The following is a 12,826-nucleotide window of genomic DNA, read 5'->3' as shown; positions in this document are numbered from 1 at the left end:
GGCAATGCCCAAACTCTCAGGTTTCAGGACAGAGCGGGGAGGTGCCCCCTAGTCGATGTCCGGTGCGGTCCGGACAGAGCGAAACCGGAGTCACCTCGTGTCAGCTGAAACCCGCATTGCCCCCAATGGTGGGCCCTCTACCAGCGACTTTCCCTCGCGTCATATCGGTCCCGACGCCTCGGCAGCACAGCACATGCTCGCAGCACTCGGCTACCAGACGCTCGATGAGCTCATCGACGCCGTGGTGCCGGACCAGATCCGCAGCGAGCAGGCCATGGACCTGCCGGCGGCCCGGAGCGAGCCGCAGGTCCTGGCCGACCTGCGTGCCCTCGCCGACCGCAATCAGACCCGTATCCAGATGATCGGTCTCGGCTACCACGACACCGTCACACCTGCGGTTTTGCGGCGAAACCTGCTCGAATCGCCGGCCTGGTACACCGCCTACACGCCCTATCAGCCGGAGATCTCCCAGGGTCGGCTCGAGGCGTTGCTGACCTTCCAGACGTTGATCGAGGATCTCACCGCGCTCCCCGTGGCTGGGGCCTCCCTGCTGGACGAGGCCACCGCCGTGATGGAGGCCGTGCTGCTCATGCGGCGGGCGAACAAGTCCAAGTCCGCCGCGAACCGGGTGATCGTCGACGCGGACTGCCTGCCGCAGACCCTCGCGGTCGTCCAGGGGCGTGCCAAGTCGGTCGGCATCGAGGTGCTGATCGCGGATCTCTCCAGTGAATTGCCGGACGACGACGCATTCGGTGTGGTGTTCCAGGCGCCGGGCGCGAGCGGCGCCGTGCGCGACCTGTCACCGCTGATCGCGGCCGCGGGCGAGCGCGGGGCACTGACCACGGTGGCCGCTGACCTGCTCTCGTTGACGATCTTGACGCCGCCCGGAGAACAGGGCGCCGACATCGCGGTCGGATCCGCGCAGCGCTTCGGCGTGCCACTGTTCTTCGGCGGCCCGCACGCCGGCTACATGGCCGTGCGCACCGGGCTCGAGCGCATGCTCCCGGGCCGCCTGGTCGGGGTCTCCGTCGACGTCGACGGACAGCCCGCCTACCGGCTCGCGCTGCAGACCCGCGAACAGCACATCCGCCGCGACAAGGCGACCAGCAACATCTGCACCGCGCAGGCACTGCTCGCCAACGTGGCCGCCATGTACGCGGCCTACCACGGTCCGGAGGGTCTGCGCGTCATCGCAACCCGCGTCCACCGCCAGGCCGTGACGATTGCCGAGAGCCTGCGGGCGGCCGGCCACCAGATCGTGCACGACCGCTTCTTCGACACCGTGCAGGTCCGGGTGCCGGGTCAGGCAAGGGAGTTCGTCGCCACCGCCGATCGCTACGGCATCAACTTGCGCCTGGTGGACGACGACCACGTCGGCATCTCCTGCAACGAGTGCACCACCGACGACGTGGTGCGTCGCGTCGTGGCCGCCTTCGGCGCGATGGTGACGGCAACGCCGACCGCGGTCGCCGGGCTGCCGACCCAGCTCGAACGCACCTCGAAGTTCTTGCAGCACCCCGTGTTCCACGAGCACCGTTCGGAAACCGCGATGCTGCGGTTCCTTCGGAAGCTCTCGGACAAGGACCTCGCCCTGGACCGCACCATGATCCCGCTGGGGTCGTGCACGATGAAGCTGAACTCCGCGGTGGAGATGGAGCCCATCAGCTGGCCCGGATTCGCCGGCATCCACCCCTACGCGCCCTCCGAGCAGACCGGCGGGTACCTGGAGCTGATCGGCGACCTCGAGCGGTGGCTCGGGGAGATCACCGGATACGATCGAGTCTCGTTGCAGCCCAACGCCGGATCTCAGGGCGAGCTGGCCGGACTATTGGCGATCCACAGATACCACGAGTCCCGCGGCGAGAGCGGCCGCAACATCTGTCTCATCCCGCAATCCGCACATGGAACGAACGCTGCCTCGGCGGTCCTGGCCGGGATGCAGGTGGTCGTGGTGGCCACCGCGGCCAACGGCAACATCGACATCGACGATCTGCGCACCAAGATTGCGGTCCACGAGGGCAAGGTCGCCGCGATCATGCTCACCTACCCGTCCACTCACGGCGTATACGAGAACGACGTGCGCACGGTCTGCGACCTGGTGCACCAGGCCGGCGGTCAGGTGTACATCGACGGCGCGAACCTCAACGCGCTGGTCGGCCTGGCCCAGCCGGGCAAATTCGGTGGCGACGTCTCACATCTGAACCTGCACAAGACCTTCTGCATCCCGCACGGCGGCGGCGGACCCGGCGTCGGACCGGTCGCGGTGCGCGCGCATCTCGCCCCGTTCCTGCCCGGGGACCCACTCGGCGGCGGCGACGGAGGAGCGCCGGTCTCGGCCGCGAACTACGGCTCGGCCGGTATCTTGCCGATCACCTGGGCATACCTCGCGCTGATGGGCCCGGACGGCCTGACCGGCGCCACCAAGACCGCGGTGCTGGCGGCCAACTACGTCGCGAAGTCGCTCGACGCGCATTTCCCGGTGCTCTACACCGGACCGTCGGGTCTGGTGGCGCACGAGTGCATCCTCGACCTGCGCGCCATCACCAAGGAGACGGGTGTCACCGCCGAGGACGTGGCAAAGCGACTGATCGACTACGGATTCCACGCGCCGACCCTGTCCTTCCCGGTGACCGGCACCCTGATGGTCGAACCGACGGAGTCGGAGGATCTGGCCGAGCTGGACCGGTTCATCGAGGCGATGGTCGCGATCCGGCAGGAGATCGACCTGGTCAGCGACGGGGTGTGGCCGCTGGAGCGCAGCCCGCTGCGCCAGGCGCCGCACACTGCGGAGCAGGTCACTGCCGATGAGTGGACCCTGCCCTACCCCCGCCACATGGCCGCCTTCCCCGTCGCCTCCCTGCGCGCCGCGAAGTACTGGCCACCGGTACGTCGGATCGACGGGGTACACGGGGACCGCAACCTCGTCTGCTCCTGCCCGGCGCCCGAGGCCTTTGAAACCCCGACCAACCACAACGACACCGGCACCTCGGCGAACGCCGACATCCGCGAGGAGGCTTTCGCATGAGCGAGCGTAGCGAGCGAGCATCCGACACAGCCACCGGCTCGAGCACCGTTTCGTCCGTCTCGACATCCCCTGTATCTCCGCTGCTCGAAGAGCACGCCGACCTCGAAGCAAGCTTCACCGACTTCGCCGGCTGGCAGATGCCACTCAAGTACGGCAGCGAGCTCAGCGAGCATCGGGCCGTGCGCAGCACTGCCGGGCTCTTCGACCTTTCGCACATGGGCGAGATCGCGATCACCGGCCCCGCCGCCGGTGCGCTGCTCGACTACGCGCTTGTCGGCGAACTCTCCAAGATCGGCATCGGGCGGGCCAAGTACTCGCTGCTGTGCAACGCCGACGGCGGAGTGATCGACGACCTGGTCGTCTATCGGCTCGCCGACGAGCACTTCCTGGTCGTGGCCAACGCGTCCAACGCACCGACCGTGGCACGTGAACTCGTCTCGCGCGGTGCGGGATTCGATGCCGAGGTCGACGACCAGTCGGCGCGGACCGCGCTGATCGCCGTGCAGGGTCCGGCCGCCCAGGACATCGTGCAGGCACTGGTGCCGGACGAGCAGGTCGCAGTCGTGGCGGACCTGAGGTACTACGCGGTCACCCCCGCGTCGGTCGCCGGCATCGACGTGCTGCTCGCCCGCACCGGGTACACCGGCGAGGACGGCTTCGAGCTGTATGTGCCCAACGAGCAGGCGGTGCAGCTGTGGCGGGCACTGCTCGACGCGACCGCGGACCGTGGCGGTGCGCCGGCCGGTCTCGCCTGCCGCGACACCCTGCGGCTCGAGGCGGGCATGGCGCTTTACGGTCACGAGCTGACCCTGGACACCAACCCCTACGAGGCCGGACTCGGCAAGGTGGTTCGGTTGGGCAAGGAATTCGTGGGACGCGGTGCGCTGCAGGAACTTTCGGAGCGGCCCATCGAGCGGGTGCTGGTGGGGCTGAAGGGCACCAGCCGACGAGCGGCCCGCGCCGACTACACCGTGTACGACGCGGCGGGCGAGACGGCAGTCGGTGTCGTCACCTCTGGTGCGCTCTCGCCGACCCTCGGCTACCCGGTCGCGCTCGCCTTCGTAGATGCGGCTCTGCAGGAGTCCGGGACGGAGCTGACCGTCGACGTCCGCGGCAAGAAGGAACCCTTCGTAGTCACCCCCTCGCCCTTCTATCGCCGCTCCTGAAGCCGGAGCGCTCGAACACGCAGCGCCCGAACACCATTGACCTACCCAGTCACCAACGACAACCCTCGAGAAGGTACAACCATGTCCTCATCCGATCTGCCCGCCGACCGCAGCTACACCGACGACCACGAGTGGGTGGCCATCGCACCTGGAGCCGACCTCCCCGACTACCCCGTCCGAGTCGGCATCACCTCGATCGCCGTCAACTCGCTCGGCGAACTTGTCTTCGTGGACCTGCCCGAGGTCGGCGCCACCATAGTCGCCGGCGAGAGCTGCGGTGAGGTCGAGTCCACCAAGACCGTCTCCGAGCTGTACCCGCCGGTCAGCGGCCGTGTGACCCTGGTCAACAGCGCCGTTGTCGACGACCCGAGTCTGGTCACCGCCGACCCCTACGGGGAGGGTTGGCTGTTCGCCGTGCAGCCCTCCGCCGCCGGTGACCTGCTGACCGCCGCCCAGTACGCGGAGAAGAACGGAGTCGTGGCATGAGCGTCCTGGACCAGACCCTCCTGGATTTCGACCCTGAAGTCGCCGCACTCATCGGTAGGGAACTCGAGCGTCAGCGCACCGGGCTCGAGATGATCGCCTCCGAGAACCACGCTCCGATTGCCGTCATGCAGGCGCAGGGTTCGGTGCTGACCAACAAGTACGCCGAGGGCTACCCGGGGCGCCGGTACTACGGCGGGTGCGAGCACGTCGACGGGATCGAGCAGCTCGCCATCGAGCGAATCAAGGCACTCTTCGGCGCGAAGTTCGCCAACGTGCAGCCGCACTCCGGAGCCACGGCGAATGCGTCGGTGATGCACGCGCTGATAAAGCCGGGCGATACCATCCTCGGCCTGTCCCTCGCCGACGGTGGACACCTCACGCACGGCATGCGGCTGAACTTCTCCGGGAAGCTGTACAACGTTGCGGCGTACGGGGTCTCGGAACGCGACTACCTCATCGACATGGACGAGGTGGCTCGGGCGGCACGCGAGCACAAGCCGCAGCTGATCATCGCCGGCTGGTCGGCCTACCCCCGGCATCTGGACTTCGCCCGCTTCCGCGAGATCGCGGACGAGGTCGGCGCCTACCTGATGGTGGACATGGCCCACTTCGCCGGGCTCGTCGCGGCCGGGCTGCACCCGTCACCGGTCCCGCACGCGCACGTGGTCACCTCGACGACCCACAAGACGCTCGGCGGACCGCGTGGCGGCATCATCCTCACCAACGAGGCCGACATCGCGAAGAAGATCAACTCGGCGGTGTTCCCCGGCCAGCAGGGTGGGCCGCTCGAGCACGTCATCGCAGGCAAGGCGACCGCATTCAAGATGGCGGCCCAGCCCGAGTTCGCCGAGCGGCAGCAGCGTTGCCTCGACGGCGCCAAGCTCCTAGCGGAGCGGTTGAGTCGACCGGACGTGAAGGGCGCCGGCATCTCCGTGCTGACCGGCGGGACCGACGTGCACCTGGTTCTGGTCGACCTGCGGGACGCGCAGATCGACGGCCAGCAGGCGGAGGATCGCCTCGACGCGATCGGAATCACGGTCAATCGCAACGCGGTGCCGTTCGATCCGCGTCCGCCGATGGTGACCTCGGGGCTGCGAATCGGCACGCCGGCCCTGGCTGCCAGGGGTTTCGACGCCGGGGACTTCGAGAAGGTCGCCGACCTCATCGCCCAGGCGTTGATCGCGGCGCCGGAGGCGGACGTGTCGGCGCTGGCGACCGACGTGCGCACACTCGCCGACAAGTACCCCCTCTACCCGGAGCTGTAGCGCATGGCTGCGCTGTCCGTCGCGGCCCTTACATCCGCTTCTCGCTGCGCTGCGGCATCCGCTGTGATGATCCGGAAGGTCCTCGACTCATGACCATCAGCGTGTTCGACCTCTTCACAGTCGGCATCGGTCCGTCCAGTTCACACACCGTCGGCCCGATGCGGGCGGGCGGGAGGTTCGCCGAGGCCCTCGCTTCCCTCGGTGTGCTCGATGCCGTCGCCCGTGTCCGCGTCGACCTCTACGGATCGCTCGCGGCCACCGGCGCCGGCCACGGCACCTTCTCCGCAATCCTGCTCGGGCTGGAGGGGTACCGGCCGGAGACCATCGAGACACGGGAGAAGGACCGTCGCCTCGCGACGTTGCGGGAGACCCGTCGGATCATGCTGGGCGGCGTCCGGGAGATCGATCTCGCCGAAGACGAGATCGTGCTGCATCCGTTGACCGTTCGGGACTTTCATCCGAACGCGATGACCGTCGCCGCGACCGACGCCGGCGGGCAGGAAGTGCTGCGGGAAACCTACTACTCCATCGGCGGCGGCTTCGTGGTCACCGAGTTCGAGACGGAGGCGCCGGCGCAGGCGAACCCGTCGGCGCTCTCGTTCGGTTCCGCGAAGGAGTTGCTGGAGATCACTGAGCGCCACGGGATCTCGATCGGCGAGGTGATGCTCGAGCACGAACGTGCGGCCCGGCCCGAGTCCGAGGTGCGCACCCGGTTGCTGCACATCAGGGACGTGCTGGTGGAGTGCTTCGAGCTAGGTATTTCGCGGGTGGGTTACCTGCCGGGTGGACTGCGCGTGCGGCGCCGCGCCCGCGACTGGTACGAACGTCTACGTCGCGAGGATCCCAACCGGGACCCCGCCTTTGCCGAGGACTGGGTCAACCTGGTGGCCCTGGCGGTCAACGAGGAGAACGCCTCCGGGGGACGGATCGTCACCGCTCCCACGAACGGTGCGGCCGGGATCATTCCTGCGGTGTTGCACTACGCCACCCACTACACGCCCATGGGCAAGTCCGATCCGGACGGCACGGCTATTCGTTTCCTGCTGGCGGCGGGTGCGGTCGGGTCCCTCTACAAGGAGCGCGCCTCGATTTCGGGCGCCGAGGTCGGGTGCCAGGGTGAGGTTGGGTCCGCCGCCTCGATGGCGGCGGCGGGGCTCGCGGAGATCCTCGGCGGCACGCCGGCGCAGGTGGAGAATGCCGCGGAGATCGCCATGGAGCACAGCCTGGGCCTGACGTGCGACCCCATCGGCGGGCTCGTCCAGATCCCGTGCATCGAACGGAACGCGATCTCGGCGGGCAAGGCCATAAATGCCGCCCGAATGGCGTTGCGCGGGGACGGAACTCATCATGTCAGCCTCGACCAGGTGATCGAGACGATGCGCGCGACCGGGCTGGACATGAGCTCGAAGTACAAGGAGACGTCGATGGGCGGGCTCGCCGTCAACGTCTCGGTCAACGTCGTCGAATGCTGATCGGGGGCGTCCTCGGCAGCGCGTGGGCGCTGCTGCGGCATCGGCCCGCTCATCTGGCACGCGAGGCCGAGTTCCGGGCCGACCTCGATGCGGCAAAACAGGATTGACGCAGAAGCGCCGAGCGCCTGTTCGGGACGCAGCCCGCGGGTAGTCTGGAGAACACTCAGCAGGCAGTGACACAGGTGTTCGAGGAGAGAGCGTGCCGTGGCTGATGCGGATCCACCGGCGACCGAGGCGGACCTCGCCGGATTCGATCCGATCGAGGTAGTTGCCGCTGAATTGAGCGCGGCCGGATTCGAGGATTCGCACGAGGTCGGCCGCGGCGGCTTCGGCGTCGTGCTTCGGTGTCGGCAGGGTGCCCTCGGCCGAACGGTCGCGGTCAAAGTGCTGTCGGCGTCCCTCGACCGCGAGAATCGAGAACGCTTCCTGCGCGAGGAATACGCGATGGGCACGCTCTCCGGGCACCCGAACATCGTCGCGGTCTACGAGGTGGGAGTCACCGTCGGCGGCCGGCCCTTTATCGTGATGCCGTTCTGCGGCGCAGGCTCGCTGGAGGCGAGAATCCAGCGACAGGGGCCGCTGACCTGGTCGGAGGCCCTGCATGTCGGCGTAAAGCTGGCCGGCGCCCTCGAGACGGCCCACGGTGCGGGGATTCTGCACCGGGACGTGAAGCCGGCCAACGTCCTGCTGACCGACTACGGCGAGCCGCAGCTCACCGACTTCGGCATCGCCCGCACCACCGGTGGTTTCGAGACCACCGCCCGTGCCGTGACCGGCACTCTGGCGTTCACCGCCCCCGAGGTGCTCGAGGGCGGGCCGCCGAGCATCGAGTCGGACGTCTACGCGCTCGGTGCCACACTGTTCTGCCTTGTCTCCGGTCATGCCGCCTTCGAACGACGCAAGGGGGAGCAGGCTGTCGCGCAGTTCCTGCGGATCGTCGCGAATCACCTCCCCGACCTGCGCCAGCAGGGAGTGCCCGGGGTCGCGTGCGAGCTGATCGAAAACGCGATGGCGCGCGACCCGGTCGATCGCCCGCACACCGCTGCGGAGTTCGGAAACCTGGTGCGCGAGGTCGAGCTGCGCAGCGGCCTGCCGATCGACGAGATGGCCCTGCCCGGTACGACGGGATCGCGGGACACGTCCGCGCCGAGGGCGGCGCGGGAGCGCTCCCCGTCCGGCTGGACCGCGCGACCTCCGCGCTTGCCGTTGCAGTTGACCAGCTTTGTCGGACGGCGGGCCGCGCTTGCCGATGTCGGCGCACTGTTGACGACGGCGCGTCTGGTCACGCTCACCGGCCCGGGTGGGGTGGGGAAGACTCGGCTCGCGTTGGAGGCGGCAGCGGCGTCACCGCTGCACGCGAACACCTGGCTCGTCGAGTTGGGAACCGTGCTCGAACCGGAACTGCTCATCGACAAGATCGCCGACGACCTGCGGCTCGGCGACGAACCGACCGGCGGGCGCAACCCGATCCGGGCCCTGGTCGACCGACTCTCGGACGCGTGGGGCGATCGCGACGCCCTGATCGTGCTGGACAGCTGCGAGCACCTGGTCGAGTCGTGCGGCCCGCTGGTCGAGGAGTTGCTGCGGTCGCTTGGCGGATTGCGCGTGCTGGTGACCAGTCAACGGGTTCTGGGCGTCAATGGTGAACATGTCTATCCGGTCATGCCGCTCTCGCTGCCCGATCCGGCCGCCGACGAAGAGGAGGGGGCCGAATCCGAGGCGATCGCCCTGTTCGCCGAGCGCGCTCGGGCGGCCGAACCGGATTTCGCGCTGACCGACGACAACCGCGTCGCGGTGGCCCGGTTGTGCGAGCAACTCGACGGGATACCGCTGGCCATCGAGTTGGCGGCCGCCCGGCTGCGCGCGTACGGACTGGAGGAGATGCTGGCGATGCTCGCCGACCGGTTCCGGATGTTCGCGGCTACCGGCCGGCCTGTTCCGCGGCACGGCTCGCTGCAGGCGCTGGTGGAATGGAGCTACGACCTGCTCACCGCCCGGGAACGCGACGTGTGGGCCATGATATCGGTATTCACAGGACGTTTCACCGCTGCGGCTGCGGCAGAGGTCTGCGCGGGTCCCGGATACCAGGAACGGGATGTCCGGTTGATTCTGGCGTCGCTGGTGGACAAGTCGATGTTGTTGTCCGGCACCGTCAGTGGTGTCCGTCGCTACTGGATGCTGGTGACGCTGCGCGACTTCGGGCGCGAGCGCCTGACCGAGACCGACCTGCGGCCGGCGTGCGTGCAACGATTCGTCGCCCGATACCGGCGCCTGGCCGCGGAGTTCCGGCGGGGGTGGTTCGGCCCCGGTCAGCAGGCGGTGTACGACGCGGTCCACGACGAGCGGGAGAACTTCCGTGCGGCCCTTTCGTACAGCCGCAGCGACGGGCAGCTATCCCTGGCCGGTATCGAGATCGTGACGTCGCTGCACTTCTATTGGCTGGCCAGCTGCAGCCTGTCGGAGGCGCGGCGCTGGTTGTCGGCGGCGCTCGAGTCCGCCTCGATGGACGAGGCGAATCGATCACGGGCACAGTGGAGTTCGTCGGTTGTGGTGATGCTGCAGGGTGATCGGACGACGGCGCTCGATCGGGCCACTCGGGCGCGCGAGCTCGCGATCGCACGCGGCGATCGCGGCGACCAGGGTTACGCCGCGGCCGCGCTGGGATTCGCCGCGGTCTGTGGTGGCGAACTCGAGCTCGCCCGGGTGCACTACCAGGAGGCGGTGCAGTGCCAACGCGACTCCGGCGACGCCGAGGGGCTCGCGGTCGCCATCGCCGGGCTGCTGACAGGTCTGCCGCCGGGCGGCGACACCCACGGTGCCCAGCTCTGGCGTGAGGCGGAGGCGCTGTGCACGGCGGCCGGCGACAAGTGGACCCTCGCGTACCTCACCTTCGTGCGTGGATACGATGCCTTCCTGGCGGGGGACCTTTCGGGTGCCATCGATCGTCAACGCGAGTGTCTGCGGCTCGCAAGGGGATTCGGCGATCGGATCCTGTACGCCTGGGTGTTCGAGGTGATGTCCTGGATTGCGGTCCAGCGCGGCGACGCCGAACTGGCCGCGCGGATGCAGGGGGCCGCGGCCGCCAGTTGGGCGTCGGGGGAGACGTCGATGCTCGGCTATGGCGGTATGCGCGAAGGGCATGACGAGACCAGCGCTCGTATCCGCGCCGAACTGGGGGAGTCGTCGTCCGATCGGCTGCTGCGTCGGGGCAGTCGGACGTCTCTGCAGAAGAGCATTTCCGTTGCTCTCGGGGAGCGGGACTGAGGTTCCGCCCGCCCCGATCAGCGGAGGACGGAGGGAAGGTGGACGCGCCGGTTTGACGCGCCCACCGGTGTTGCTTCCTCCTAGCTCGGTAGGCAGCCGCTCACACAGCGGCCCCACCTTCGATGGAGAGGAATTGATATGCGCGCCATCCAGATTGAACAGTTCGGCGACCCCGCGCAGGTGCTCCGCGTCGTCGACGTCGAGGAGCCGCCGCCACCGGGTCCGCATGAGGTTCTGTTGGGCGTTGAGATCTCGCCGTTGAACAAACACGACCTACTGGTTGTCACCGGCATGCTGGCGCGACCACCCCTGCCCCACATACCAGGTGCAGAGGGGGTCGCCCGCGTGCTTGCCACTGGCGCCGAGGTCGATGGACTTCAAGTCGGCGATCTGGTCGTGATACCCCTGTATGCCGGTGCGTGGCGTGAGCGGCTCGTCGTGCCCGCCGATGGCCTGTTCGCACTCCCCGCCGGCGGCAACATCGAGCAGTACTCGATGCTGGGCAGCAACCCCCCGACGGCAGGGTTGATGCTCAGTGAATGCACCCCCCTGCAGCCCGGTGATTGGGTGGTTCAGAACGCCGCGAACTCCGGTGTGGGACGGTCATTGATCGCGCTGGCCGAACTTCGTGGACTGAAGACGATCAACCTGGCCCGTGACGACGCAACGTTCGCCGAGCTCACAAAGGCCGGGGCCGACGTGGTCCACGTCGACGACCCCGATGCGGTCGGCGATGTTCGAGCAGTGATCGGCGACGCGCGAGTGGCGCTGGCAGTGGAAGCCGTCGGTGGTCCGGGGGTGGCGCGGCTGCTCGAATTGCTGTCCGACGGTGGATGGTTGGTCAGCTATTCCTGGGCCAGGAACGAACCCATGTGGGTCGACACCTCGGCACTGGTCGGCAAGCACCTCACCGTCCGCGGATTCTTTATCGGCGACTTCGACTACCGCGACAAGGTGGTGCCTGTCATTCGTGAGGCGGCACCGCTGGTGGCCGACGGTGCCCTCGTTGTCCCCGTGGCGGGCGTGTACCCCCTCGAGCACATCCAGGACGCGGTGCAACATCTCCTCCGTGGCGGCAAGATCCTGCTGAAAGTGGCGGGGCGATGAAGGCGACGAGCTAGCTCGAGCGCGCGGACTCCTCGAGTGACTCGGCGGCGGCGGAGAGGGCCTTCGCGGCCGAGCCGGACACCATCAGCGAGACCAGGTCGAACACCAGCGTCGCGGCTGCAACGCAGGTTATTTCGGCGTGGTCGTAGGCGGGGGCGACCTCGACGACATCGGCGCCGATGATGTTCAGACCGGTCAGCTGGCGCAGCATCCGCAGTAGTTCGCGCGAGGTGAGCCCGCCGGCCTCGGGTGTGCCGGTGCCCGGTGCGAACGCCGGGTCGAGCACGTCGATGTCGATGGAGACGTACACCGGGGCGTCACCGATGCGCCGGCGCACGACGTCGACGGCTGCCTCGATGCCGATGACGTCCAGGTCGCCGGCCCGGATGATCCGGAATCCCATCCGCGCGTCGTCGTTCAGGTCCGCCTGGTCGTAGATCGGGCCGCGGATACCGACGTGAATGGAGTGATCCTCGACGAGCAGCCCTTCCTCGAACGCCCGGCGGAAGATCGTCCCGTGGGTTACCGGCTGGTTGAAGTAGGTGTCCCAGGTGTCGAGGTGGGCGTCGAAGTGCAGCAGGGCGACCGGGCCGTGCTTGGCGTGCAGCGCACGAAGATTCGGCAGGGCGATGGTGTGGTCGCCACCGATCGAGACGATCTTGCGGTCCCCACCGCGGAGGATCTCGCTGGCATGGTCTTCGATCTGTTTGCAGGCCGCGGCGATGTCGTACGGGGTGACCGTGATGTCGCCGGCGTCGACGACCTGGACCTCTTCGAGCGGCGCGAGACCGAGTTCGACGTGGTAGCCGGGGCGCAGTGCCCGGGCGGCCTGTCGGACAGCCAGCGGGCCGAACCGGGCGCCGGGCCGGTACGAGGTGCCCCCGTCGAACGGCACTCCGAGGATGGCGATGTCATAGTCGTGCACCTCGTGGATGTCGGCTATGCGGGCGAAGGTGCTCTTCCCCGCATAGCGGGGAACCTCGGTGGCGGGGACGGCGCCGATCAAGCGATTCTTGGACTGGTTCATTGTTCTTCTCACTC

The 12,826-nt window shown here is 68.3% G+C and carries 8 protein-coding genes; 7 read left to right on the top strand and 1 reads right to left on the bottom strand.

Annotated features, from left to right (window positions below; translation table 11 throughout):
• Nucleotides 1-55 precede the first annotated feature (55 nt).
• The 7 genes from gcvP to ACWEO2_RS30945 all read left to right on the top strand — a co-directional run bounded on the left by gcvP (nt 56) and on the right by ACWEO2_RS30945 (nt 11,785).
• On the top strand, nt 56-3,025 hold the full coding sequence (gene gcvP / locus ACWEO2_RS30975; protein ID WP_452408571.1) for an aminomethyl-transferring glycine dehydrogenase: 2,970 nt from the start codon (nt 56-58) through the stop codon (nt 3,023-3,025).
• Nucleotides 3,022-4,191: a glycine cleavage system aminomethyltransferase GcvT gene (gcvT, locus tag ACWEO2_RS30970; RefSeq protein ID WP_452408570.1), complete on the top strand. Its 1,170-nt coding sequence runs from the start codon at nt 3,022-3,024 to the stop codon at nt 4,189-4,191. Before gcvP ends, gcvT begins: the two co-directional genes overlap by 4 nt.
• 81 nt (nt 4,192-4,272) lie before the next feature.
• The gene (gene gcvH / locus ACWEO2_RS30965; protein WP_452408569.1) at nt 4,273-4,677 is read left to right on the top strand and encodes a glycine cleavage system protein GcvH; all 405 of its coding nucleotides are present in this window, start codon (nt 4,273-4,275) and stop codon (nt 4,675-4,677) included.
• A complete protein-coding gene (glyA, locus tag ACWEO2_RS30960; RefSeq protein WP_452408568.1) occupies nt 4,674-5,942 on the top strand; it encodes a serine hydroxymethyltransferase in 1,269 nt (422 codons plus the stop codon). Before gcvH ends, glyA begins: the two co-directional genes overlap by 4 nt.
• An 89-nt stretch (nt 5,943-6,031) precedes the next feature.
• Nucleotides 6,032-7,414 (top strand): L-serine ammonia-lyase, encoded by a 1,383-nt coding sequence (locus tag ACWEO2_RS30955; RefSeq protein WP_452408567.1) that lies wholly within the window; start codon nt 6,032-6,034, stop codon nt 7,412-7,414.
• A gap of 204 nt (nt 7,415-7,618) precedes the next feature.
• Nucleotides 7,619-10,678: a protein kinase domain-containing protein gene (locus ACWEO2_RS30950; protein WP_452408566.1), complete on the top strand. Its 3,060-nt coding sequence runs from the start codon at nt 7,619-7,621 to the stop codon at nt 10,676-10,678.
• 138 nt (nt 10,679-10,816) lie between these two features.
• Nucleotides 10,817-11,785, top strand: coding sequence for a zinc-dependent alcohol dehydrogenase family protein (locus ACWEO2_RS30945; RefSeq protein WP_452408565.1), 969 nt, complete (start codon nt 10,817-10,819; stop codon nt 11,783-11,785).
• Between the two features lie 10 nt (nt 11,786-11,795).
• Here the strand turns inward: ACWEO2_RS30945 and speB are convergent, their stop codons facing one another.
• A complete protein-coding gene (gene speB, locus ACWEO2_RS30940; RefSeq protein WP_452408564.1) occupies nt 11,796-12,812 on the bottom strand; it encodes an agmatinase in 1,017 nt (338 codons plus the stop codon).
• Nucleotides 12,813-12,826 lie beyond the last annotated feature (14 nt).

It is taken from the genome of Nocardia sp. NPDC004278, assembly GCF_053602975.1.
Note: the sequence above shows the minus strand (reverse complement) of the source record. Positions and strands in the feature narration are given on the sequence as shown.